At 38.5% G+C, this 26160-nt stretch carries 24 protein-coding genes and 1 tRNA gene; 20 read left to right on the top strand and 5 right to left on the bottom strand.

Annotation, left to right across the window (positions count from 1 at the left end):
• The first annotated feature begins 24 nt into the window (after positions 1 to 24).
• Both PGN18_RS17130 and PGN18_RS17125 read left to right on the top strand, forming a co-directional pair.
• Positions 25 to 711 (top strand): hypothetical protein, encoded by a 687-nt coding sequence (locus PGN18_RS17130; protein WP_335320824.1) that lies wholly within the window; start codon positions 25 to 27, stop codon positions 709 to 711.
• A gap of 13 nt (positions 712 to 724) precedes the next feature.
• Complete coding sequence (locus PGN18_RS17125; protein WP_335320823.1) at positions 725 to 1708, top strand: DUF5007 domain-containing protein; 984 nt, start codon at positions 725 to 727, stop codon at positions 1706 to 1708.
• A gap of 259 nt (positions 1709 to 1967) precedes the next feature.
• Here PGN18_RS17125 and PGN18_RS17120 read toward each other — a convergent pair whose 3' ends face one another.
• Positions 1968 to 2669 carry a DUF4397 domain-containing protein gene (locus PGN18_RS17120; RefSeq protein WP_335320822.1) on the bottom strand — a complete coding sequence of 234 codons (702 nt, stop codon included), beginning with the start codon at positions 2667 to 2669 and terminating at the stop codon, positions 1968 to 1970.
• 568 nt (positions 2670 to 3237) lie between these two features.
• Here PGN18_RS17120 and PGN18_RS17115 point away from each other — a divergent pair.
• The 16 genes from PGN18_RS17115 to PGN18_RS17040 all read left to right on the top strand — a co-directional run bounded on the left by PGN18_RS17115 (position 3238) and on the right by PGN18_RS17040 (position 17347).
• Positions 3238 to 3936: a GNAT family N-acetyltransferase gene (locus PGN18_RS17115; RefSeq protein WP_335320821.1), complete on the top strand. Its 699-nt coding sequence runs from the start codon at positions 3238 to 3240 to the stop codon at positions 3934 to 3936.
• Between the two features lies 1 nt (position 3937).
• Complete coding sequence (argG, locus tag PGN18_RS17110) at positions 3938 to 5125, top strand: argininosuccinate synthase (RefSeq protein ID WP_335320820.1); 1188 nt, start codon at positions 3938 to 3940, stop codon at positions 5123 to 5125.
• Between the two features lie 88 nt (positions 5126 to 5213).
• A complete protein-coding gene (gene argC / locus PGN18_RS17105; protein WP_335320819.1) occupies positions 5214 to 6194 on the top strand; it encodes an N-acetyl-gamma-glutamyl-phosphate reductase in 981 nt (326 codons plus the stop codon).
• A 61-nt stretch (positions 6195 to 6255) separates the two neighbouring features.
• Entirely contained in the window at positions 6256 to 6624 is a 369-nt protein-coding gene (locus tag PGN18_RS17100; RefSeq protein WP_335320818.1) for a four helix bundle protein, read from the top strand.
• A 57-nt stretch (positions 6625 to 6681) separates the two neighbouring features.
• Positions 6682 to 7815, top strand: coding sequence for an aspartate aminotransferase family protein (locus PGN18_RS17095; RefSeq protein WP_335320817.1), 1134 nt, complete (start codon positions 6682 to 6684; stop codon positions 7813 to 7815).
• Between the two features lie 131 nt (positions 7816 to 7946).
• Entirely contained in the window at positions 7947 to 8303 is a 357-nt protein-coding gene (locus PGN18_RS17090; protein WP_335320816.1) for a four helix bundle protein, read from the top strand.
• Between the two features lie 82 nt (positions 8304 to 8385).
• Positions 8386 to 9357, top strand: coding sequence for an acetylornithine carbamoyltransferase (locus PGN18_RS17085; RefSeq protein WP_335320815.1), 972 nt, complete (start codon positions 8386 to 8388; stop codon positions 9355 to 9357).
• A 96-nt stretch (positions 9358 to 9453) separates the two neighbouring features.
• Positions 9454 to 10284 (top strand): acetylglutamate kinase, encoded by an 831-nt coding sequence (gene argB / locus PGN18_RS17080; protein ID WP_335320887.1) that lies wholly within the window; start codon positions 9454 to 9456, stop codon positions 10282 to 10284.
• A gap of 310 nt (positions 10285 to 10594) precedes the next feature.
• Entirely contained in the window at positions 10595 to 11407 is an 813-nt protein-coding gene (proC, locus tag PGN18_RS17075) for a pyrroline-5-carboxylate reductase (protein ID WP_335320814.1), read from the top strand.
• Positions 11408 to 11519: 112 nt separating this feature from the next.
• The gene (locus tag PGN18_RS17070) at positions 11520 to 12587 is read left to right on the top strand and encodes a M20 family metallo-hydrolase (protein WP_335320813.1); all 1068 of its coding nucleotides are present in this window, start codon (positions 11520 to 11522) and stop codon (positions 12585 to 12587) included.
• A 181-nt stretch (positions 12588 to 12768) separates the two neighbouring features.
• The gene (locus PGN18_RS17065; RefSeq protein WP_335320812.1) at positions 12769 to 12990 is read left to right on the top strand and encodes a DUF433 domain-containing protein; all 222 of its coding nucleotides are present in this window, start codon (positions 12769 to 12771) and stop codon (positions 12988 to 12990) included.
• Entirely contained in the window at positions 12990 to 13310 is a 321-nt protein-coding gene (locus tag PGN18_RS17060) for a DUF5615 family PIN-like protein (RefSeq protein WP_335320811.1), read from the top strand. The genes PGN18_RS17065 and PGN18_RS17060 overlap by 1 nt, the downstream gene beginning before the upstream one ends.
• Before the next feature lie 66 nt (positions 13311 to 13376).
• Positions 13377 to 14708 (top strand): argininosuccinate lyase, encoded by a 1332-nt coding sequence (argH, locus tag PGN18_RS17055; RefSeq protein ID WP_335320810.1) that lies wholly within the window; start codon positions 13377 to 13379, stop codon positions 14706 to 14708.
• Between the two features lies 1 nt (position 14709).
• A complete protein-coding gene (locus PGN18_RS17050) occupies positions 14710 to 15963 on the top strand; it encodes a pyridoxal phosphate-dependent aminotransferase (RefSeq protein ID WP_335320809.1) in 1254 nt (417 codons plus the stop codon).
• Positions 15964 to 16032: 69 nt separating this feature from the next.
• Entirely contained in the window at positions 16033 to 16884 is an 852-nt protein-coding gene (locus PGN18_RS17045; RefSeq protein ID WP_335320808.1) for a hypothetical protein, read from the top strand.
• 256 nt (positions 16885 to 17140) lie between these two features.
• On the top strand, positions 17141 to 17347 hold the full coding sequence (locus tag PGN18_RS17040) for a DUF2683 family protein (RefSeq protein ID WP_335320807.1): 207 nt from the start codon (positions 17141 to 17143) through the stop codon (positions 17345 to 17347).
• A gap of 406 nt (positions 17348 to 17753) precedes the next feature.
• On the opposite strand, the gene PGN18_RS17035 is transcribed toward PGN18_RS17040, so the two are convergent.
• The 3 genes from PGN18_RS17035 to PGN18_RS17025 all read right to left on the bottom strand — a co-directional run bounded on the left by PGN18_RS17035 (position 17754) and on the right by PGN18_RS17025 (position 20757).
• Positions 17754 to 19178: an RtcB family protein gene (locus tag PGN18_RS17035; protein WP_335320806.1), complete on the bottom strand. Its 1425-nt coding sequence runs from the start codon at positions 19176 to 19178 to the stop codon at positions 17754 to 17756.
• A 65-nt stretch (positions 19179 to 19243) separates the two neighbouring features.
• Complete coding sequence (locus tag PGN18_RS17030; protein ID WP_335320805.1) at positions 19244 to 20341, bottom strand: slipin family protein; 1098 nt, start codon at positions 20339 to 20341, stop codon at positions 19244 to 19246.
• Positions 20342 to 20695: 354 nt separating this feature from the next.
• Positions 20696 to 20757: transfer RNA gene (locus PGN18_RS17025), tRNA-OTHER, on the bottom strand.
• A 605-nt stretch (positions 20758 to 21362) separates the two neighbouring features.
• Here PGN18_RS17025 and PGN18_RS17020 point away from each other — a divergent pair.
• Together PGN18_RS17020 and PGN18_RS17015 are read left to right on the top strand one after the other, a co-directional pair.
• Entirely contained in the window at positions 21363 to 22388 is a 1026-nt protein-coding gene (locus tag PGN18_RS17020) for a helix-turn-helix transcriptional regulator (RefSeq protein WP_335320804.1), read from the top strand.
• 94 nt (positions 22389 to 22482) lie between these two features.
• The gene (locus PGN18_RS17015; protein WP_335320803.1) at positions 22483 to 23991 is read left to right on the top strand and encodes a glycoside hydrolase family 32 protein; all 1509 of its coding nucleotides are present in this window, start codon (positions 22483 to 22485) and stop codon (positions 23989 to 23991) included.
• A gap of 209 nt (positions 23992 to 24200) precedes the next feature.
• Here PGN18_RS17015 and PGN18_RS17010 read toward each other — a convergent pair whose 3' ends face one another.
• Positions 24201 to 25784, bottom strand: coding sequence for a peptide chain release factor 3 (locus PGN18_RS17010; protein ID WP_335320802.1), 1584 nt, complete (start codon positions 25782 to 25784; stop codon positions 24201 to 24203).
• Between the last annotated feature and the right edge of the window lie 376 nt (positions 25785 to 26160).

Raw genomic sequence — 26160 nt, 5'->3', positions numbered from 1 at the left:
TGTTTTTATTATAGATTAAAAAATATGAAAAATAATATATTAGTATATATTTCATTACTATTACTGGCGCTAACGGCTTGTAAAAAAAATGATTATAAAAGGGATGGCGGCCCTAGTAATCCCAATGTAAATTTAAGTACTTACGATTACTTAAAGTCTAACCGCAATTTCGATTCCTTAGTGAAAGTGATAGACAGGGCAGGTTTAAAAGATGTGGTAAATGGCAATGTAACCTTTTTTGCAACTACAAATTATGGCATAGCGGAGTATGTAAAGGCCAAGAAATATCAGAAATCTCTCCAACTTGGGAAGGAAAATTTTGATTTTGGGATCAAAGATATTCCGTCACAGGAGCTGAATGATTCACTAAAGACTTATTTGTTTGCAGGAAAGATCAACAGAGACCAGATGACTGTTAGTGGTAAGCTTTACAACAGTTTATTGGGGGCTATTCCAAATGTTCAATACCTGATCAAATTGAGACGTTCTTATGAATATACACAGTACCTTAATTATGTGGATTATGTAACATATACCAAAGTGATAGGAACCCGTGATGATCAGGAGGCGGATCAAAGTACTATTCCCGATTCACAAAAAGATAAGGCTGTGGATTGTCAAACGTCAGGAATCGTCACAACCAATGGTATAGTTCATGTGTTAAGTGGATACCACAGGTTATTTTTTAATGCACAGTCTTTGGGCAATTAATTTAATCGCAATTATGAAAATGAAATATATTTTAGGCTTATTATTCTTATTAAGTGTAGTGGCCTGTAAAAAAATACAGAATGGTTATCTGAGTGATTCTATTCGATATAAAGACAATAATATTTATGCAAAAAGAGGCTTAACTCTTTTTCAATCAGATAGAATCAATGCAGATGGTTCTACACCGCCTTTTACCTATAAATTGCTCAATTTGAGAAAAGAAGATGGTTCTCCGGCGCCTGCAGAGTTTTCGAAGGAATATGAAATTACTGTTTTTAAAACAGGTGCCAATTTTGATCCTGAAACAGATGTAACCCTCGAGCTTTTGAATAAGAAAAGGGAAGTGGTTAAAAAGAAACCAATGGAGTTTAATGAATTGAGCGGACAGCTTACCTTTAACAAAGCATCTGGTTTCTTGCCCCTGGGAAGATATGTATATGATGTAGAAATGACTAATGGTACTGGTACCAAGTTGTTTCCGAAATTAGCAACAATTAATGTGGTAGATCCAACTATAGATGACCTGTTTGAAATTACTGATAATGTAGCAAATGGCTTTAATGATGTTACCGGTGCGGTAACGCCAATGAAAAACCCAATCATTACCTGTACAAAAATTTCATCTTCAGGTGCAAGAGCTATACTGAAAATGGTAGATAAAAATGGAAATGTTTTTAATCCTAAAGCAAAGGAAATTATAGCAAGGGGAGATAGGCCAATTTTTGAAAACTATGCGAAATTTAATCCGGTTATTCAAACTGATACCGCTATGATCTGCGATTTTGAGGTAGCACCATTTCCTTTAACAAAATATGTTACACCGACTACCGACTGGGGTTTCTTAATGTATTACAGAATACCGAGTACCTTTATAAAATCAATAGATGGCTTTCCATCATCACCAGGTTTCTCTGTAAACCCAAGGTGGTCTTGGAGACTTAAATTAGAAGGTACTTATGTCATTCAGGTAAAATTTACTGATGTAACTAGAAAATAGACAAGAATAGCTGTTACTTAACAACCTGCGGACGTCACCCTGAATTTATTTCAGGGTCTTTCCTGCTAAAAGATGCTGAAATAAATTCAGCATGACGATTTGGTCTAGTCAAGGCGTTTATGAAACAGTTTTTTTAAATAATTATCAAGTTCAGGTTAACAGGAAAATGCTGCTCTTTTTAATGTCTTTTATCTAAACAAAAAAGGCAATTTTCGATATGAAAATTGCCTTTTTTTATGAAATGGTAACGCCGATTTTCCTATTTGATCATCATAACCTGCAAACTCAATGGTCGTTCTGTATCATTAGCAGGTGTTATCAAACCTCCGCAAATTATATCATAATGGTAACCAGCTGTAAAGTTGGTACTTGCCGAAGTAGCTTTAACTATGCCCGATGACGTTTCTTTTGCATCCAATGTATAAGTTCCTGCATCTACAGCAACAAATGCACTTGCATTTTTAAAGGCTTTATTGGTAACCAAAGAAGTAGTTGCGCTGGTTTTTGCCAGGTCTAGTGCAGGGGCATCAGGCGATAAGTTAATAAAACGTACATAGGCTTTATCAGTTGACGGGATAGAAAGGTCATCGCCAATCGTATAAACATCCAGTGCAGCAGGTTTATTAATTAAATAAGATGAGTAATAGGTACTTGCATTCAAAGTAATGTTTTTGGTCAATAAGCTTTCTGTACTGCTGGCTGTTGTAAATTTTAAACTGTAAGTGCCAGCGGGATATGAAAGATAACTAATAGCACCTCCAAATGGCAAAGCTGCCGAGTTTACCATATTACCATTGAAGTAAGCATTATAAGTTGCCAAAGATGGCGATGCATTGATTACCCTTAAATACGATATGGTAGGATCTACAGTTTCGGTTTTTTTGCATGAACTTAATGCTGTAAAAGCAATTAGTACAAATAGAGCGATCGGTTTGAAATGAAATGGGTTGAAATTATTCATATAGTTAAAATTGATTTAATAATTAAGGAGTACCCATAAAACGATAATCAGATGGTATTCGCTACAGGCATGTAAATATTGGATTTAAACAATATTTGAAAATGTTAAATGATGTTAAGCAGATGTTAAAAAATAGCGTCTTTTTTAACAAAAGTTGAATTGACCATCGAAACGATAACCTCAACGTTAAGTGACAGATTATTTTGAGGTCATATAAATCCTGATTCAGTCAGAATAATCCAATAAAACCGAAAGCTTAACATAAAAAAAATACAATATTATTGCGTAACTCGATTTTTATTTAAACCTTTGCACCTCAATAGAGTTAAAGCCGTTTTGATACGCGAGAAATGATTAAACCAATTTTACATAAACTTACTGTTTCCAATACACAAACCGTGTGTGGAAAGGGTTTGTTTATTAATCATTTTCAATCCGTATTTTATTATCCCACAAGCCGGCAAAATTTCACTCCACGTATTTAGTACCCAACTAAACGTAACGAGGAATTGATCCTCTCTAAAAACCCAATTAACAAGAATACTTATAATTTTTCGTTAGAAAACGAATGGATATTAACGAATTTATAGTGCAGGTTGCACTTCCTGAACATCGTGTATTTGCAGAAGAAATTGTAACCGAGATGGCCGAATCTGCGAAAGCGCGTGGTACGGGCATCGCAAAACGTTCGCCAGAATACATATCTAATAAGATGCAAGAGGGCAAATCGGTTATTGCTTTTCACAAAGATGGTTCATGGGCAGGGTTTTGCTATATCGAAACCTGGAGTCACGGGCAATTTGTAGCCAACAGTGGTTTGGTCGTAAGTCCTAAATACCGCAAAGCCGGATTGGCAAAAGCCATTAAAAACGAAATTTTTGGCTTATCAAGAAGGTTGTATCCCAAAGCAAAAATATTTGGTTTAACAACAGGTTTGGCCGTAATGAAGATAAATTCAGATTTGGGCTACGAACCGGTAACCTACAACGAACTTACCCAGGATGAAGAATTTTGGAAAGGCTGCCAGAGCTGCGTAAACTTCGAAATTCTAAAAATGAAGGAACGTAAAAACTGCATGTGCACGGCTATGCTTTATGATCCGGCCGAGAAAAAACATGAAGTAGCCAAGCAATTTGCCGAAGAACTGCAGAAAAAACCCAAATTATATGAGCGCTTTATGCGCATCAAACAACGTTTGGTGGTTAAACCAAAGCCCAAGACAGGCTTAAAAGCCCTTTTATTTTTATTTACCCTTTTATTTAAATAGCATGAAAAAAGTTGTTTTAGCATTTAGCGGAGGATTGGATACCTCATTTTGTTGTATATACCTGGCGAAAGACCGCGGATTGGAAGTTCACTCGGTGATTGTAAATACCGGTGGTTTTTCTGATGAGGAATTACAGGAAATTGAGAAAAGAGCTTACGCTTTAGGGGTGAAATCGCATGCGGTGGTAGATGAAACAAAAGGTTACTATGATGGTTGTATTAAATACCTGATTTTTGGCAACGTATTAAAAAATGCAACTTATCCACTTTCTGTAAGTGCAGAACGTGTAAGTCAGGCTACTGCCATTGCTAATTATGTAAAGAAAATTGGTGCTGATTATGTGGCACATGGCAGTACTGGCGCGGGCAACGATCAGGTTCGTTTCGATATGATTTTTAATATCCTGATTCCCGGTGTTGAAATCATTACGCCAATCCGTGATCTAAAATTATCACGCGAAGCGGAAATTGAATATTTAGCTGGTCACGGCGTTGAATATAGTGCCGAAAAAGCAAGATATTCCATCAATAAAGGTTTATGGGGTACTTCGGTGGGCGGTAAAGAAACTCTGACTTCTCACGAAACCTTACCAGAAAGTGCATGGCCTACCCAGGTTTCCGAAACCGGATCGCGTAAAATTGAACTTACTTTTGAAAAAGGTGAATTGGTAGCGCTCGATGGTGAAACCTTAGCGCCGGTAAAAGCCATTCAGAAATTACAGGCTATTGCGCAACCTTTTGGTATTGGTCGCGATATTCATGTGGGCGATACCATTATTGGTATTAAAGGCCGTGTAGGTTTCGAAGCTGCAGGGCCGGTAATTATTATTAAAGCCCACCACGCTTTAGAAAAACATACGTTAACCAAATGGCAGTTAAGCTGGAAAGAACAATTGTCTTCTTTCTATGGCAACTGGTTGCATGAAGGCCAGTTCCATGACCCGATTATGCGGAATATTGAAGCATTTTTAGCTGATACGCAGAAGTTTGTGAGCGGTAAGGTTTTCGTTGAGTTATTGCCCTATCGTTTTCAGATTATCGGTATTGAATCTAACCATGATTTAATGAGCAATAAATTTGGTAGCTACGGCGAAATGAACAATGCCTGGAGCGGTGAAGATGTAAAAGGTTTCTCTAAAATCTTCGGCAACCAGGTAATGATCTGGCATAAAGTAAATAACGAGGCATAGCCTCGAGGCTTAAGGTTTAGGGTAAAAAGGCGTAAGGTTAATACGCTCAGTCCCTACACCTTAAACCTATACCCTAAACCTTAAAAAAATGATTAAAGCAGGAATAATTGGTGGTGCGGGTTACACTGGTGGCGAAATGCTCCGTATTCTGGTTAACCACCCAAATGTTGAAATTGCTTTTGTAAACAGTACTAGCAACGCCGGAAACTTGATTTCTGATGTGCATACTGATCTGATCGGCGATACAGATTTAAAGTTTGTAAGTAATGTTCCGCAGGATATCGATGTGCTTTTTCTTTGTGTTGGCCACGGTGATGCAAAAAAATTTTTAGCCGCTAATCCTATTAACGATAACATTAAAATTATCGATTTGTCTCAGGATTTCAGGTTGCATGCAAATGCTCACTTTTCGACCAAAAACTTTGTTTACGGATTACCCGAACTAAACCGCGATAAAATTAAAGCGGCTAAAGATATTGCTAACCCTGGCTGTTTTGCAACTTGTATCCAATTGGGTTTGTTGCCTTTGGCTTCAAAAGGGCTGATTAAAAATGAGGTTCACATTAATGCTACTACCGGATCTACCGGTGCAGGCCAGAGCTTAGCTACAACGTCCCATTTCAGCTGGAGAAACAACAATCTTTCTATCTATAAGGCTTTCGAACACCAGCACCTGAATGAGATCGGCGAGAGCATTCGTCAGGCTGGTTCCCCTTTAGGGTCGGAGTGGTTAAATTTCATCCCGCAACGCGGTGCTTTTACACGCGGTATTTTGGCGGCAATGTATTTGGAAAGTGATTTAAGTTTAGAAGAGGCACAAAATATTTACGAAACATATTATAGTGCTCATCCTTTTACACATTTAAGCCGTAAAAATATAGATTTAAAACAGGTAGTGAATACCAATAAAGCACTGGTGCACATCGAAAAACACGGCCGCAAATTATTTGTCATCAGTATTATCGATAACCTGTTAAAAGGAGCTAGCGGACAAGCGGTTCAGAATATGAACTTGATGTTTGGACTGGAAGAAACTGCAGGACTGAAATTAAAAGCAGCAAATTTTTAGACAGAGGCTGGAAGGTAGGAGGTTAAAAGGTCTGGATTCAGATTTGAAAATTTTAAGATGTATGAGAGATTATCAAAAACTAGATGTTTGGAAAAAGGCTCACTTATTTACCTTACAGGTATATAAGGAAATACTCCCTATTATGCCTATTGAAGAAAAATTTGCCCTTACGCAACAGATTCGGCGGGCTACCTATTCAATCCCTTTAAATATTGTAGAAGGAAGTGGCAAAAATACAGATAAAGATTTTGCGAGATATCTTGATAATGCTCTTGGTTCTACAAAAGAAATAGAATATGCTTTTATTCTTATCCGCGATTTAGCTTACATCAGTTTGGAAGTTTACGAAGCTGTAAATAAAAGTGTCAATGAAATTAAGGCGATGTTAATCGCATTTATTAAATTCTTAAGAGGCGGAGGCAAGAGCTAGACAGTGTAAATAAACCTTCTACCTTCCAACCCTCAACCTTAAAAACCCTTTTAAAAAATGAACTTATTCGACGTTTACCCCCTTAACGATATAGAAATTACCCGAGCAGCCGGCAGCAATGTTTGGGATGCCAATGGACAACAATATTTAGATTTATACGGCGGTCATGCTGTAATTTCTATTGGTCATACCAACCCGCACTATGTAAGTCGCCTAACCAATCAATTGAGCAAAGTTGGTTTTTATTCCAATTCGGTTAAAATTCCATTACAGGTACAACTAGCCGAGAAACTCGGCGAAGTATCGGGCAAAAAAGATTTCCAGTTGTTTTTGTGTAATTCTGGAGCAGAAGCCAATGAAAATGCACTTAAACTGGCTTCGTTTTACAACGGGAGAAAAAAGGTAATTTCTTTTACCGGTGCTTTCCACGGACGTACTTCTTTAGCCGTTGCTGTGACCGATAACCCTAAAATTGTAGCTCCTGTTAATCAGACCGAAAATGTTATCTTTTTACCACACAATAATGAGGTGGCTTTAGAAGAAACTTTTAAAGCGCAGGGCAATGAAATCTGTGCGGTAATTATTGAGGGGATACAAGGTGTTGGTGGAATTAAAGAAGCATCAAAAAGCTTCCTGCAAAAAATCCGTTCACTATGTGATGAGTATAATGCTGTTTACATTGCCGATTCGGTACAATGTGGTTATGGCCGTACAGGTTTATTTTACTCGCACGACTGGGCCGGAGTAGAAGCCGATGTGTACACCATGGCTAAAGGTATGGGTAATGGGTTTCCGGTAGCCGGAATTGCTATTGCCCCTAAATTTAAACCTTGGCATGGCGAGTTAGGTACAACCTTTGGCGGTAACCATTTAGCTTGTGCTGCGGCATTAGCTGTTTTGGAAGTGATGGAAAAAGATAACCTGATCCAAAATGCCGAAGAAGTTGGAAATTACTTAATTGGTGAATTAAAGAAATTTGAGCAGGTAAAAGAAGTTCGTGGTCGTGGTTTAATGATTGGTATCGAATTACCAGAAGAACTGGCGCATGTTAAAAAGGAGCTTTTATTTAAACACTTTATCTTTACAGGCGAGGCAAAACCCAATGTAATCCGTTTACTGCCAGCATTAAACTTAACCAGAGCACATGCTGATGAATTTTTGCAGGCGTTTAGTCTTGTGCTGAAAGCTTAAAGACTAAAGCTGAAAGCACAACTTTATATTTGTGAACTTGATTTGAATAAATAAAAGCTAGATTAGTAGTATCCCTATTTTCGAATAGAAGGGCCCTGGCCTTTCTAGTTTACTTTTAAACTAAAATGAAGATGAGAGATTACCGAAAACTAGATGTTTGGAAAAAGGCACATGTAATGGTATTATTTGTTTATTCAGATATATTGCCCATGTTTCCCGCTTCTGAAAAATATGATTTACATAGTCAGGTTAAACGAGCTGCTTACTCAGTACCACTCAATATTGTTGAAGGCGCTGGTCGAAATTCGGATCAAGATTTCGCAAGTTTTTTAGATATGGCATTAGGATCTTGTCATGAAGTTGAATATGCTTGTTTACTTGCTAATGATTTGAGGTACTTAGACGAAGAGAAGTATCTGAATATAAATAATAAAATAAATGAAGTTAAGGCAATGCTTATAGGCTTGCTGAAACGTTTAAGACGATAATTGTTTAAGCTTTAGATTTGTATCTGTTTAAAATTTTGCAGGAGCTTTAATCTTTAAGCTTTAAGCTTTAAGCTTTAAAAAAATGAAACTTTTCACTTCCGTACATGATGTTCCGAGCATCAAACAATTTGTAAATGATGCACTGGCATTGAAAGCAAATCCTTATGCACATCAGCATTTAGGCAAGAACAAAACCTTAGGCTTAGTTTTTATGAATCCAAGCTTACGTACTCGTCTAAGTACACAGAAAGCAGCCTTAAACCTAGGGATGAACGTAATGGTGATGAACCTGGATAAAGAAGGCTGGGCCTTGGAAACACAGGATGGCGTAGTGATGAATGGTTCGACGGTTGAACATATTCGTGAAGCGGCTGCAGTGATGGGTCAGTATTGCGATATTTTAGGCCTGCGTTCTTTTCCGAAACTAACTAATCGGGATGAAGATTATAGCGAGGATTTTTTTAACAAGTTTGTCAAATATTGTGCGGTGCCGGTAGTAAGCTTGGAGAGTGCAACACGCCACCCCTTGCAAAGTTTTGCTGATATTATAACCATTCACGAAACCTGGACCAAGAAACCTGATGGCCGCAAACCCAAAGTGGTTTTAGCCTGGGCACCTCATGTTAAGGCATTACCCCAAGCCGTGCCTAATTCTTTTGCAGAGTGGATGTGCAAGGCACAGGCCGAAGGAATGATCGATTTCACGATTGCGCAGCCTGAAGGATATGAACTTGCGGAAGATTTTACACCAGGTGCCGATATTCAATATAATATAGAAGAAGCGCTTGTTGGCGCTGATTATGTATATGTAAAAAACTGGAGCAGTTATAATGAATATGGTAAGGTGTTAACTTATCCGGATGGCTGGATGATGAATAACGAAAAGTTAAAAATTACCAACGATGCAAAGGTGATGCACTGTTTGCCTGTGCGCCGCGATCTGGAGTTATCTTCCGAGATTTTAGATGGACCAAATTCATTGGTAATTCACGAAGCCGGAAATCGTTTATGGGCAGCACAAGCCGTAATTAAAGCGGTGCTGGAGGAATTGTAAATTCTACAGCCTCGGTTCGTGTCCTCAAGAACCGAAATCATTAAAATAAAAAATTAGAGTGGTTCGTGCAGACACGAGCCACGGCGAACATACATGATGAAGCAACTTACAATCATAAAAATAGGTGGAAACGTAATTGACAATTCGGAAAACCTGCACCGGTTTTTACTGGATTTTACGGCATTGCCGGGAGATAAAATTTTAGTGCATGGCGGTGGCAAAATTGCAACCGAACTGGGTGAATCGCTAGGCATTGAAGCTAAAATGGTTGAGGGCAGAAGAATTACGGATATCGAAACCCTGCGCATTGTAACCATGGTTTATGCCGGATTAATCAACAAAAATATGGTTGCCCAATTACAGGCCAAAGGTAGCAATGCCATTGGTTTAAGCGGTGCTGATGGTAATGTGATCAAAGCAAAAAAACGCCCGGTGAGTACCAAAACTTATGGTACTGAAAGTGGGCCGATGGCGGGAGCGGTAATTGATTATGGTTTTGTTGGCGATTTGGATGAAAACTCAGTGTCTTCAACAACTCTAGATAGTTTGCTGAAAGTAGGTTTGGTACCCGTTTTATGTGCCATTACACATGATGGAGATACCCAATTGTTGAATACCAACGCCGATACTATTGCATCGTCTGTAGCGGTGGCGATGTCGGCTTTATACGAAACACGATTGGTATATTGCTTTGAGAAAAAGGGCGTACTTAAAGATGTAAATGATGATGCTTCTGTGGTGAGGGAAATTAAAGCAGATGAATTTGAAGGTTTCAAAGCAGATGGAACGGTAGCAGGTGGAATGATCCCAAAATTGCATAATGCTTTTGAAGCCATCAAAAAAGGTGTTTCGGCGGTGTATATTGGAAAAGCTGATGAATTGGCCGAACTTGCAGAAGGAGCTTTTGGTACCAAAATGCTAAAATAAGGCGGAAAGTAACAAGGTTGAAGGTAGAGGGTGAGACATTGCATCAACATAATGCTTTGAGGGGAAAAGAAACCGATTAACTACTGCTTTTGCAAGCTAAACCTGATAGAAGCGGAAATACTTTTTTAGCTCAAACGAGAGAAACTGCAGCGTCGTTCCTCCTCGCAATGACGATAAATGGATGAAATGGCAGAAGTTAAAAAGATTGAAGTGGATAGCAGGACTAACATTAATAGTATTACTGAAACCGCTTTTCAAATAAACATTAATTGATTAAAATCGGTGAAGTCACCAAAATCTTTGTAATCAAATGAATAAAAAAATAGCCATCATTGGTAGTGGAAACATTGGTTTATCATTAGCGAAAGGTTTGGTGAAAGCCAACTTTGCCCAGGCTGCAGACATTGCCTTAACCCGAAGGAACACCGACCATTTAAAATCTTTTGCTGAAGCTGGTTTTAAGGTTAGCCATAATAATAAGCAAGCTGTGATTGATGCAGATGTTGTAATCCTTGCCGTTTTGCCCCAACAGTTAAACACGGTTTTAGATGAAATTCAAACCTCAATCGTTCAGGCTAAACATTTGGTTATTTCGGTAATATCGGGTGTGAGCTGTGCTGCTGTAAGAGAAAAATTAGGAGAGGGTGTAGAAGTGGTACGCGTAATGCCAAATACGGCAATTGCCATTGGTCAATCTATGACTTGTATAGCCAGCGATAATGCATCAGCAGACAATATGGCTGACGTGACCAAGATGTTTGAAACTGTTGGATCCGTTGTAAAGATTAATGAAGATTTAATGACTTCTGCAACAGCGCTTTGTGCATGTGGTATTGCTTTTTTCTTAAGGGCAATAAGGGCTGCATCGCAAGGTGGCGTTGAAATAGGTTTTCATGCAGATGAAGCTTTAAAAATGGCTGTTCAAACCGCCAAAGGTGCGGCCGATTTGCTTTTATTACATGGAACACACCCAGAATCAGAAATAGATAAGGTAACTTCGCCGAAAGGTTGCACGATTGCTGGCTTAAATGAAATGGAACACAATGGTTTTAGTTCATCATTGATAAAAGGTATTAAACTTTCGGCTTTAAAAGCTGGCAATTTATACACAAAGGAAGGTTAAAACGGATGTAAAATGGTTAAAGTAAGATGGATGATGTGCCTAGCCATAAATTAAAAGTAACAGGTTAAAGATAAATCCGTCTTACTACTTGCTACTAACCACTTGATACTATATGTTACTAGAAAATATACAAAAGGAAAGCCTGGATTTATTGCGGCAATTAATCCGCATACAGTCTTTTAGTAAAGAAGAAGACCGGACCGCTAATTTAATAGCCCAGTTTTTGGAGGAGAGAGGGATCAAAACCCAGCGTAAGATGAATAATGTTTGGGCTTACAACAAGCATTTTGACGCCAATAAGCCAACGTTATTGTTAAATTCACACCACGATACGGTTAAACCAAATTCGGGCTATACTCGCGATCCATACGATGCTGCAATTGAAGGCGATAAGCTTTTCGGTCTGGGTAGTAATGATGCCGGTGGTTGTCTGGTTTCCTTAGTCGGGACGTTTTTGTACTTCTACGAGCAGGAAAATTTAAAATACAATATTTGTTTGGCAGCTACAGCCGAGGAAGAAATTTCGGGCAATAATGGTTTGGAACTGGTATTGCCTGATTTAGGCGAGCTTGAATTTGGTATTGTAGGTGAGCCTACAGAAATGAATTTAGCTATTGCTGAACGTGGCTTGCTGGTGTTGGATTGTGTATCGCACGGTAAAGCAGGACACGCTGCCCGAGAAGAAGGGGAGAATGCGATTTACAAAGCGTTAAACGATATTGAATGGTTCAGAAATTATCAGTTTCCTAAAGTATCGGAAGTTTTCGGTCCGCTGAAAATGACCGTAACCATCATTAACGCGGGTTCACAGCATAATGTGGTGCCAGCCAATTGTACTTTTACTGTTGATGTACGCGTAACGGATGCCTATACCAACGAAGAGGTATTAGAAATTATCCGTGCAAATGTAGATTGTGATGTTACACCACGCTCTATCCGTTTAAAACCATCATCTATTGATAAAAACCATCCGGTTGTGCAGGCCGGTGTAGCTTTGGGTAGAACAACTTATGGTTCACCAACTACTTCCGATCAGGCTTTATTGGATATTCCATCCGTAAAATGTGGTCCGGGTTTTTCAGGTCGTTCGCACATGGCCGATGAATTTTTGTATGTTAGAGAAGTAGCAGAAGGGGTGGAAGGATATGTGAATATGTTGAAACCGGTTATGCAAGGTTAAAGGTAGAGGGTTTTAAGGTGTAAGGTTTGATACTTAACTTAAATATCGAATGCCTTGTGTTCTCCGTGAAGAACTCGGTGTACGCTGTGATAAAATGATTGTTGCTTTGTGTGCTTTGCGAACAACTTAGCGCTCTTTGCGGTTAAATAAAAAAGCTTTAAATAATGTTTATATTTGGGATATGAACACCTACGCTAATTTTATCGAGATTAATGCAGATAAACGGTTTGGTCGGCCATGTATAATTGGGACTAGAATTGCTGTTTATGATGTTCTAAATTGGTTTGCGAACGGAATGACCCTCGAACAGATTTTGGAGGATTTTGAAGAATTGACCAAAGCACAAGTTTTAGCTTGTTTGGCTTATGCTGCCGATCGAGAACATAAAATACGGGTTGCCTAGTGAAATTACTATTTGATCAGAATATCTCTTTCCGCATTATTAAGCTTATTCAGCTAGCTTTCCCACAGCGTGAGCAGATTAGGAAATTAAATCTGGAAAATAAATCGGCTAAGGAGATTTGGACATTCGCTGGCCAAAATGATTTTACAATAGTTACGTTTGACGCTGATTTTTATGAGTTTTCTAATTTATATGGGGATCCGCCTAAAATAATCTGGCTCAGAACAGGCAATAATACAACCATATCCGTATCACAAATACTTTTAGCAAAAAAAGAATTAATAGTAGAATTTATAAACAAGCAGAATTTTCTTGTTTAGAGATTCAATAAAAGCTTAGCGTGCTTTGCGAACAACTTAGCGCTCTTTGCGGTTAAATAAATTAAAATGAAAATTTGGCAAAAAAATATTGATGTAAATCAGTTTGTAGAACATTTTACCGTGGGTAAAGACCGCGAACTTGATTTGCAAATGGCAAAGTTTGATGTGTTGGGCTCGCTGGCCCATACTGAAATGTTGGAAACGATAAATTTGCTTACTGCAGAGGAGTTAAAAACCATTCAGCAGGAATTGAAAAATATTTACGTCGAAATTGAAGCCGGTAACTTTACCATCGAAGATACGGTTGAAGATGTACACTCGCAGGTGGAATGGTTGCTTACACAACGCATTGGCGAGGCGGGCAAAAAAATCCATAGTGGCCGTTCACGTAATGATCAGGTTTTAGTTGACTTAAAACTGTTTTTCCGTGCCTGCATTGAAGATATGGTTAACCAGACCTCCACTTTGTTTAATCAGTTAATCCAGCTGAGCAATACCCATAAAGATAAATTATTGCCAGGCTATACGCATTTACAGATTGCCATGCCTTCATCATTTGGTTTATGGTTTGGCGCTTATGCCGAAAGCCTTGCCGATGATATGGAACTGATGCTGGCCGCCTGGAAAATCACCAATAAAAATCCCCTGGGTTCTGCAGCAGGGTATGGCTCATCATTCCCATTAAACAGAACATTAACTACCCAATTATTGGGATTTGAAAGCTTAAACTACAATGTGGTTTATGCACAAATGGGACGAGGCAAAACCGAAAGAATCCTGGCGCAGGCCATGAGCGCCGTTGCCGCAACGCTGGCAAAAATGGCTATGGATGTTTGCCTTTTCATTAACCAGAATTTTGGCTTCATTAGTTTTCCTCCCGAATTGACAACAGGTTCGAGCATTATGCCACATAAAAAAAATCCTGATGTTTTCGAATTGATCCGTTCGCGTTGCAATAAAATTCAGGCTTTGCCAAATGAAATTGCCATGATGATTACCAATCTGCCATCTGGCTATCATCGTGATTTACAGTTATTAAAGGAAAATCTTTTCCCGGCAATTACTTCGCTTAATGAATGTTTGGAAATCGCCACCTTTATGTTTCAGAACATCACCATAAAGGATGATATTTTAAAGGATAAAAAGTACGATTACCTCTTTAGCGTTGAAGTCGTTAATGAGCTTGCTTTACAGGGTGTGCCTTTTAGAGAAGCTTATAAGATAGTTGGAGAGCAGATTGAAAATGGTACATTTGCACCATCTAATCAAATACATCATACCCATGAGGGAAGCATCGGCAACCTGTGTAATGAGCAGATTAAAGATACGATGAACGCTGTACTAGCACAGTTTGGTTTCGAAAAAGTGAATAAAGCAATAGCAGATTTAATAGCATAATATGAAAGTTTCAGTAATAGCCAACTCATTAATTGGTTCAGAAATTATAAAAATTGGTAACGAAGTTAACGAAATGAAGCGCAAAGGTGCATCAATTGCTAACCTGACCATTGGCGATTTCGATTCGAATATTTACCCAATACCGGCTGAGTTAAAAGCTGGCATTGTGGAAGCTTACAATGCCAACCAAACCAATTATCCGCCTGCTGATGGTGTTTTGCCTTTACGTGAAACCGTTTCGGAATTGTTGAAAGATAGGTTTGGACTAGAATACAATACCAACAGCATCTTGGTTTCAGGCGGTTCGCGTCCTTTAATTTATGCTACTTTTCTGGCACTGATTGATCCGGGAGATATAGTAGTGTTTCCTGCACCATCATGGAATAATAACCACTATTGCCATTTAACATCGGCAAATGCCATTGCAGTTGAAACTGACGCAGCCCATAACTTTATGCCAACTGCGGCACAGTTGAAACCACATTTAAAAGGTGCAACTTTATTGGCCCTATGCTCGCCTTTAAATCCGACGGGTACCATGTTCGATGCGGATGCGCTTGCCGAGATTTGTGATGCAGTTTTAGAAGAAAATGCAAGTCGTGGAGCCGGGGAAAAGCCACTTTACCTGATGTACGATCAGATTTATTCGCTTTTAACTTTTGATAAAGTACATGTTAATCCGGTTTCATTACGTCCGGCGATGCGTGAGTTTACCATTTTTGTGGACGGTAGTTCTAAATGCCTGGCTGCAACAGGTGTACGTGTAGGTTGGGGATTTGGTCCGGAAGATATTGTAAACCGGATGAAGGCGTTGGTAGGCCATATGGGAGCCTGGGCACCAAAAGCGGAGCAGGTTGCCATGTCTAACTATTTTAATAACAAGCCACAGGTTGATACTTTTTTAACCAGCTTTAAAGCACAGATACAGGACAGTTTAAACGCGCTTTATAATGGCTTTAATGCTTTAAAAGCTGAAGGTTTTAATGTAGATGCAGTAGAGCCAATGGGTGCCATTTACCTGACTATTAAAATAGATTATATTGGTAAAACTACCGAAGATGGTCAGCTTTTAAAAGATAGTGCCGACGTTAACTTCTATTTAATTAAAGAAGCAGGCGCAGCACTTGTACCATTCTCTGCATTCGGAAACGAACACAATATGCCATGGTTCAGGGCTTCGGTGGGCGCTTGTACGTTACAAGATATTAAAGACATGCTGCCTAGGATAAAAACAGCTTTGAGCAAATTGAAATAGAAAATTTGAACACTCCATCAAACAAAATGAATGATGGAGTGTTCAAATGAAAATCTCATTTCACGCTTTATGGAACCAAAATACACGCCTCAAGGTTACGCCTCGACATCAGCTATTCTTACTACACTTGCCATTGGTATTTTGGCATCTTTTATTCTTCCTCTTTTTTACATTATTCTCGGAAGGCTTATTCCTAATATTTGGTTCATTGCTATTATCGCTTTGCTTTTAGGCTTTGGTTTAGGGTTTTTTATTGATCTTGGCGTTAAGATCGGAAAAGTCAGGAATAAAAAGATCGTTGCAATTATTGCCATCTTTTGTGGACTATTTGCCTTTTATATTCAATGGGTTTTCTTCGATACCCTGGCCTACAGTAGAAAGGGTTTTACTTTTAACCTAAATGGTACAGATTTAAAGTTTTTGGCTCAAGATTTCTTTTTCCTTTTTACGCATCCTAATATTTTGATTCAGGAAATAATTAATCTGAATGAAATAGGTACATTCCGCATTGAGAGCACAGGTACCATCAGTGGTTTATTATTGTGGATTATTTGGGCGGGAGAGTTTATCGTTATACTTGGAGGAGCTGTTCTGGCTGTTCTGAATGGTCAGGTGAGCATGCCATACTCTGAAATAAACGACCAGTGGATGAAGAGACGTAAAATCCATAACCGTATTCCTGTAGTGGTAAACAAAGAAGAGATTTTAAACGAACTTGGTAAAAGAAATTTTACTGTTTTGAATGATCAACCCTCCTTGAGTAGCGAAACAAATTATGCAGAAGTGATCATTTTCGAATCAACCGAGGATCCAACAAAATATATCAATATCATTAATGTGACCAACCTTACCGGTAAAGCAAAAGATAAGAAATTAAAAAGTGTTCTAAAATATTATCCGCTTCAGCATGCTAATATTTAACTGTAAAAATTTTTAAGAGGAGATTTTAAAAAAGCTGTCGTCACCCTGAACCGAACCTTAGTGAGCTCACCGAAGTTAATTTATTTCAAGGTCAATGCTGGATAAAGCATGCTGAAATAAATCCGATTGCTATCGGATCAACATGACGCGACTCCTAACTTAGAAGCTATAAAAAGTAGATACTTGCTGCAAATAATAGCGAGAAACTCGGGTTAATAATCTTTAAATTTGTATATTAGTTTAAAATCAAATTGATATGGAAACTTACCTTGTACACCCGGATAAAATACAAGAAAAGGCTTTAAAGGCATTTCTTAAAGCTTTGGATGTTCCTTATGAAATTAAAAAGAAGGATGCCTTGCCTGAGCATGTTAAGTCAGGAATAAGAAAAGGACAAGATGATATCAAAGCAGGAAGAAGTTTTTCTTTAGCAGAATTTAAAGATAAAATCTCTACAATCTGATGGCACCCCTGCCTGTAGTCATATCAGAAACAGCATTAAAACTTTTGAGTCAATCTGTGCTCAGATAAATGAAGATTAGGGGCAAAAGCATTAACTGATTTTAAAAAGAATACCATTAAAACACTGGAATTAATCGGCTATCCACCGTTCATTTATAAACAAACTGAATTTGATCCTAACATCCGACAAGGATTAATTAAAAAGCTTTCTTCTGTATTTTATGAAGTCAAACCCGATCGAATAGAAGTTCTTTTCTTTTGGGACAATAGGCAAGAACCCATGTTTTTCTAATTTTTTATTCTAACAACATAAAAAACCTCGAAGGTTTGAAAACCAACGAGGTTATTAGGTTTTAGACTGACGACTGAGGACTAAGGACTCCAAACTCAAAACTTCCAACTCCGAACTAATCCTCCCTGCTTCCATCATCAGCCATTCTTACCATTTTAGGTTCGAATTTAGCCACCACATCAACCAGTTCGGTTTGTGCCGCCATTACTTTATGGATGTCTTTATAGGCCATTGGGGCTTCGTCTAACCCTGCACCAATTAGGGTTACATTGTGATCTTTCAAAATCGCTTTCATATCCGATTTAGTAATCGATTGAATCGCTTTCGTCCTGCTCATTTGTCTACCGGCACCATGTGATGCTGAATTGATTGCACTGGTTTCGCCTTTCCCCCTCACCAGAAATCCTGGGGCAGTCATACTTCCTGGGATAATCCCCATTACGCCCTTACCAGCAGGCGTAGCACCTTTACGGTGAACAATTACTTCCTCTCCATTGATCAACTCTTTCCAGGCAAAGTTATGGTGATTTTCTACCTTGGCTAAAACCTTTGCACCGATGGCTTTGGTTAACCTTTTATGAATTACTTCATGACAGGCAGAGGCATAATCGCCAGCTAAGTTCATCGCAATCCAATACTCTTGCCCTTCAGCAGTATCCAGGTCTAAATAAGCCAGGTTTGCAGCCTCTTTCGGGAGTTTACAGATCTCTTTTGCCAATTTGGTATAATGACCGGCAATGGTAGCGCCTAAGCCGCGCGAACCGGAGTGGGTTAATAAAGCCACGTAACGACCTTTATCAATATTTAAAACCTCATCACGTTCAGCGAAATCGATAATCCCCCATTCTACGAAATGGTTACCACCGCCAGATGTACCTAATTGAGCCCAGGCTTTTCCATGCAGATTTTTCAAAAAAGGCGTGCTGTTAAAAGCTTCATCTTCTAAAACCTCATGATCTGCTTTTTCAGTTCCTTTAAAGTTTTGCCCGGCACCAAATTTGGTAAAAGCAATCAACTCGCGCTTGTACATGGCATCTTTACCAAAATAATGTTTCTCGGAAGTATCGAAAATGCTAAGTGCCATTCGGCAACCAATATCAACACCTACACCGTAGGGGATAATGGCATTTTTGGTAGCGAGCACACCGCCAATAGGCAGGCCATAACCTTGGTGGGCATCAGGCATTAAAGCACCCGCTACAGATACTGGCAATTTCATGGCGATATCCATTTGGTTTCTGGCGCCTTCTTCAATATAATCAGCGCCAAATACTGCATAGCGTTTCGCATCATTTACGAGCGCGATGGTTTCGTCTTTTGGTGCATTGGCTTCTTCAATCATGGCTGTTGCCAATGGTTTTAAAACCGGATCATCCAAAAAACTTTCGGGGTAATCCTTTACTTTTTTAAACAAAGCCAGCAATTCTTTTTCTTCGATAGCTGAAAAATTTGCGATCAAAGTGTCTAAGGCCAGGCCTAGTATTTTTCCTTCGGAGTAACCTATTTCTATCAGGTTGCTTCCTGTTATGTTGTTTTTCATTTTCGTTCCTTGTTAATCCCCACGGCAGGCATCAGTCACTGCCGGGGGAAGCTTCTAAATTTAATTTATTTTACGAAGATTTGCTTCAATTGATCCACAATTTGGCCACTGCCCGATAAGCTGATGTTATTGATCTTCTCCGCGATCTTCTCTACGTACTCCATCTCTTTTAACTTGTACAACATGTTGTTGTCTTCCATTAATTTGGCGGTGTTCAATAAACTTCTGGTCGAGGCCGTTTCTTCTCTTCGGGTAATGATATTGGCTTGTGCCCTTTTTTCGGCAACTAAAACCTGATTCATAATCTCTTTCACATCACCTGGCAAAATAATATCTTTAACACCACAGTTTGTTAATTTTACACCCAAATCGGCTGCTTTAGCCAAAGTTAATTCCATTACTTGTGCGGCAATCTTCTCCTTACTTTCCATCAATTCATCAAAAGTCATCAAGCCAACCGACTCCCTTAAGGCCAATTGAATGGTAATGTACAATTGCTTATCAAAATCTTTATTTTGCAATAATGCTTTGATGATGTCATCAACTTTATACTGAATGCTGAAGTTTACCCTCAATTGTGCTTTATCTTTTGTTAAGATTTCCTGCCCGATAATTTCCATATTCAATTGTCTCATATCGGTTTTTAAAACTTGAATGGTAGTCACATTTTTCCAGTAAACATAGTTTCCTGCCTCCAACATCCTTTCAAATTTGCCGTCTATAAATAACAAGGCTTTTTCAAATGACTCCACTTTATAAGCCCTGATGTAACTCAATAATGGTGCTTTTTCTAATAGATTTTTATCAACTGTTTCATCAATGTTGATGTTACTAACATCGACCTTCACAAAGGTATATGTAGACAAGCCTTTCCAGATGGCATGTCTGCCTGCCGTTAACACGTTCTTGAAATTGCTGTTTTGATAAACTAAGGCCAATTCGTTATCGGCAACATTTACCAAGTGAATTAAATTCACGAAGTCTTCGTTTTCCAATAAGATATCCAATTCAGCAACCGTATAAAAATACTCTTTGCTCATATCGTACAACGTGATATCCTCTCCAAAACCTAACCAGTAAGTTCCTGTTGTTAATACGCTTTTTAATTTTCCTCTTTTAAACACCAATCCAACATAATTGGTGTTAATGGCTACTCTTTTCATGTTTTTTGATGTTAAGATTTATAATTATTTAATTTGTTTGCTTACAAAGCCTTATAAAAGCACATTCATCTGGTTTTTGCGGAAATAAATTGAATCCTGATGTTTTTAAGAATGAAATTATTTTTCTTTAGCTGAAATCCGGAGATTGGTTCTAACGTTTAAAATAATTTGATTTTTAAATCTGTTCGTTCATCGCTTTATTTTCAAAGCAAAGGCAAATTTGCTTTTCAGGAACATAAAAGAACTATTAAGCAGAATGTGGTTTTACAGGCTAATCAATGAGAAATTTGAAGTATCTCTTCTTTTAAGATGGAACCTAAATCCATTGCATTACCCTTATGCGATTCCAAGTGATGGTTGGAAGCAGGATTCGAACCTGCATGTTTTGTTGTTACTCTGACCACTGAGTTATTCCGGATTTCCCGGAAGCGGGAATCGAACCCACGACACACAACGTGTTGAGACAAACTATCATAATCCTGATCAGTATATTCCATGTTATTGCATAAATACTTTGGGGCTATATCGAAACCCGCAACTGGGATCAGTTTCCATGTAGTATTGCCATCCCGGTTATTAACCGGAATTTCTTTATATAGTACTGAGTTACTAAACTAGTTAAGTGCTACCGTTAACCCTGTTCCGCAGATCCGGAACAGGGGCTTCGTATTAAGGTACTATTCGAAAATGAGCAGCACCATGAGAGCGGGTAATTCTTGAAACACTCTACTTTTCCTGTAAATCAGTTATTTATTATTAATATTTTTCAAAGAACTTCAATATCGACTGGCGACATTACAAAGATGCCACTATCCCTGCGCGGAGGAATTGCGCAGTTGAAATTATTTTATTGAAAGTTGACTAATATGTTGATTTTTAATGAGATAAAATTTTATTTTTTATCCTATTTGTGTTTTTGATATTTAATTGCGCAATTGTATTGCGTAGTTAAGTGGAACTTGTTTATCTTTATAGGAGGCTTAAACGCCAGCTTTTAACCTACCGCTATAAAACATTCAAAATGGCCATCAATAAATTAGCCCTCATTCGTTACAAAACCATCGATGATTGTTTAAAAAACCGTTTCCGTAAATGGACCCTAGATGATCTGATTGAAAAGGTTGCCGAAACCCTTTATGAGCTTGAGGGTATCACCGGTGGGGTAAGTAAGCGTACCATACAGGCTGATATTCAGTTGATGAGGAGCGATAAACTTGGTTATAATGCCCCGATTGTAGTAAAGGATAAGCGCTTTTATGCTTACGAAGATCCAGGCTTTAGCATTACAAAAGCACCAATTAACCATGCTGATGTAGATAAAATGAAAGAAATTGTTGGTGTACTAAAGCAATTTAATGCATTCAATTATTTCGACGAGATGAGCGATATGATTGCGCGTTTGGAAAATAACCTTTATAAATCGACTAAACAGAGTGGTAATAATATCCAGCTGGAAAGTAATAAATTGGTAAAAGGTCTGGAATGTATCCCGCCACTTTATCAAGCGGTTTTAAATAAACGATCGTTGTTAATCGAATACAAATCTTTCAAAGCGCAACAGGCTCAGCAAGGCATTTATTACCCATACCTTTTAAAAGAATATCGCAACCGCTGGTTTTTGATCTGCAAGGCTAAAAAAAGATCTGGTATTTTAAATCTTGCGTTAGATCGTATTGTAGAATTTCAGGAATTGCCTAATGAAACTTTTATTGCCCATGAAGGGGTAGATTTCGATCGTTATTACGATGATTTAATTGGGGTAACCAAAAGCGAGAGAGACCGGCCACAAAAAGTTATTTTGGAATTTACGAATGATCATGCCCCCTATGTTATTACCAAGCCTTTACATACTTCGCAGGTAGTGTTGAATAAAAATGTCAGTACCACGACGATCAGGATTGACGTGGTGCTGAATTATGAATTGGAACGCGAAATATTGGGTTTTGGAGAATGCGTTAAAGTACGATCTCCACGATTGCTGATTAATAAAATTAAACGCCGTTTGGAACAAACCTATAAACAATATGAAATAGCAGGGGAAAAATAAGAACCAGGGACTTGAGGATTGCGATTGGGTTAAACGTTTTAGTATATGGGTTCTTATTTGTACTTTAAGGGCTTAATAACCAATTATGAGCAGAATGAAATATATTTTATCTATCCTGATGGCTTGTTCTTTTAGCGTATTTGCGCAGCAAGCTACTCCTCAATGGCGTCCCAGCTATCATTTTACTGCGCCGACCAATTGGCTTAATGATCCTAACGGATTAATTTATCTCAATGGCGAATACCATTTGTATTACCAGTATAATCCATTCGAAAATAAATGGGGACACATGAGTTGGGGTCATGCAAAAAGTAAAGATCTGATCAATTGGGAGCACCTACCGGTTGCCATCCCCGAAAAGATTACTAAAGATACCACCACCATGATTTTCTCTGGCTCGGCAGTTTTGGATAAACAAAATGTGAGTGGTTTAGGGAAGGGTAAAGCGCCTATTTTGGCTTTTTATACGGCTGATTTACCTAAACAGCAAAATGAATCGCAGTATATGGCCTACAGCAATGATGGCGGTTTAACTTTTACCAATTATGCGAAAAATCCGATTATTGATTTAAATAAGAAAGATTTCCGCGATCCGAATGTATGGTGGCATGAAGCTTCTAAACAATGGATTATGACGGTCGCAATGGTTGATGAGCATCAGGCCCGGTTTTACGGTTCAAAAAACCTGAAAGATTGGACAATGTTGAGCGATTTTGGCAAACAAGGCAATCAGGGTAGTGGTTGGGAATGCCCATTTATCGTTCCGCTGGCGGTTGATGGAAACAAGGGCAATATGAAATGGGTATTGATGATTTCACTCTTTGGACCAAAAGGGCCCACCATGCAGTATTTTGTAGGTGATTTTGACGGTAAAACTTTTAAAAATGATAATGATGGCCAGTTAACCTTATTGGTAGATGATGGCGACTCGTTTTATGCGGCTATTCCGTGGAACAACGCACCAAATAATAAACGCATACTTTTGGGCTGGTTGCAACCTGGCGGTAAAGAAACTTTTCCATGGAAAGGACAGATGTCTATTCCGAGGGATTTAGCTTTAAAAACCACGCCTGATGGCGTAAGGTTGTTTCAGCAGCCAAGTTCGGTTATCGCAGGCAATCTGAAAAAACTGGCCGAAAACCGGGTAATTTCTAAACAAAATCTGGCCATTAGCGGCGAATTAAAACTAGGCGAAATTACGAATGCAAACTGGATTGAAGCAGAATTTGATTTGAGCGGTACTAAAAATTCTGGTTTCAAACTCGCCCAATTGAAAGATGATCAAGGGAAAGTGATTAAAGAAATTGAAGTAGGTTATCAGGTCGATAAAAATGAGCTTTATGTCGATTGTTCACGATCAGAAAAGGGGATTAAAAACGATAAGAATATCGTTCAAACGGCCAGAATAAATCCTGTTGGTGGTAAAGTGAAAATTCAAATCCTGATTGATAAATCATCACTCGAAGTTTTTGGTAATGGTGGTGAAAAAGTTATTTCGACCATGATTTTTCCTGATGAAAAGGCTACCGGAATTGCGGCATTTTCGAAGGATGGAAAAAGTATTTTAAGTAGTTTAAAGATCTGGGATTTGAGCAAGAAGTGATAGTATGCACAAATCGTTGCGGAGGCAACAAGCAATCTTAATACGCACGCTACTAGCGATCGTTGTAAGATTGCCAGCCTGTTGCCGGCAGGCTTCGTCGTTCCTCTTCTCAATGACGGAGGTATATTATACAAAAAAAACCTTTTCTAAACAATTAGAAAAGGTTTTTTGCGTTTTAGACTTCCGGCTCCGAACATCTGACTAAAAAACTAACTCTTAAACTCACTGGTTTTATGGAACTCGATATCCGGATAATCTTGTTTGGTCAGATTAATCATATATTCACTATCTGCCAGGTAAACAGGGTTAGCCTCTTTATCAAAACCAATATGCTGTTGTTTACGTTTTACAAACTCATCCAGCTTCTTTTTATCCTCTGAAGTTACCCAGCTCGAGCGGGTATAACTCAGCGTGCGAAAACGGCATTTTGCACCATATTCATGTTCCAAGCGGAAATTGATTACCTCGAACTGAAGCTCGCCAACGGCTCCGATTACTTTCCTGTTTCCCGGCTGCATCACAAATAATTGTGCTACTCCTTCGTCAGTTAACTGTTCAATTCCTTTTTCCAATTGTTTGGTACGCATGGGGTCCATATTTTCTACTTCTTTAAAAATGGAAGGAGAGAAACTTGGAATTCCTTTAAACTGCAGTTTTTCGCCTTCTGTTAAAGTATCGCCAATTTTGAAGTTACCGCTATCATACAAACCAACCACATCACCTGGCCAGGCCTCTTCAACAATACTTTTCTCATTGGCCATAAAGTCCATCGGATTAGAGAATTTCAGTTTTTTATCCTGGCGCGTGTGGTAATAGAATTTATTGCGTTCAAATTTACCAGAGCAAATCCTCAAAAAGGCAATCCGATCGCGGTGCTTAGGATCTAAGTTGGCGTGAATTTTAAATACAAAACCGCTGAAGTTTTTTTCTTCTACCAACACATCGCGCTCTTCGGCTTCACGGTGACGAGGGCTTGGTGCGATATCTATAAAGGTGTCTAAAAGCTCTTTAATCCCGAAATTATTAATCGCACTGCCAAAAAATACAGGCGCAACCAAGCCATCGGTATACAAATCTTTATCAATCGTGCCATAAATACCGTCAACCAGTTCAACATCATCTTTCAGCGTGTTGATTTCATTTTCTTTCAGGTAATTTAATAACGAAGGATCGTTTAGATCGTTTGCCGCCACAACCGAATCAGTCACTTTGGTCTTATCAGAATTAAATAAATTTAAATGCTTGTTATAAATGCTATAAACGCCTTTAAAAGTATGTCCCTGCCCGATTGGCCATGAAAGTGGGCATAAACTGATGTTCAATTTTTCTTCAATTTCATCCAATAAATCGTAAGCTTCTTTACCTTCCCGGTCCATTTTGTTAATGAAGATAATTACAGGCGTGTTACGCATGCGACAAACCGACATCAATTTTTCAGTTTGTTCCTCCACGCCCTTTACACAATCGACCACCAAAATCACACTATCCACAGCAGATAGCGTACGGTATGTATCTTCCGCGAAATCTTTGTGACCAGGGGTATCCAGAATATTAATACGTTTACCGCTGTACTCGAAACCCATTACGGAAGTGGCAACAGAGATCCCACGCTGTTTTTCAATCTCCATAAAATCGGAGGTATTGCTCTGGTTTGCCTTATTTCTTTTTACCGCACCGGCTGTATTGATGGCCCCGCCAAAAAGCAGAAACTTTTCTGTCAATGTGGTTTTACCGGCATCGGGGTGGCTAATAATGGCAAAGGTTTTACGTTTTTCTATTTCAGGGTTAAGCATAATAAAATTTTGGATGTAAAAGATGATGAAACCTTGTTAAAGGAATTTAACAGCGATAAGATTTGAATATTGTTGTTTCATCAAGCTGCAAAGATAAGGATTTTGATTAAAGTTTGAACTGGTTAATGGTTTAATTGAAAATAGATTACGTGATTAAAATTTCAAGAAGTCAAGTTTTAAAACTACATTTTTGCCAAGCAAACTTGATTTCTTTCTCCAAAGCAATAGCGATTATAGAAAATTAAACACCTAAACTTAAAATTTCTCAACAATCATTCTTTAGTTTTGTGCTAAAATGTTTAGCTTTATTTATCCTCCCTGATTTAGCAAACTAAAATTTTATTGCAGATGCCTACATTAGAAGAAACTTCTATGC

The sequence above is a fragment of the Pedobacter terrae genome (assembly GCF_036946585.1).
Classification (GTDB): Bacteria; Bacteroidota; Bacteroidia; order Sphingobacteriales; family Sphingobacteriaceae; genus Pedobacter; species Pedobacter terrae_C.
This window is presented reverse-complemented; position numbering and strand designations above follow the sequence as displayed.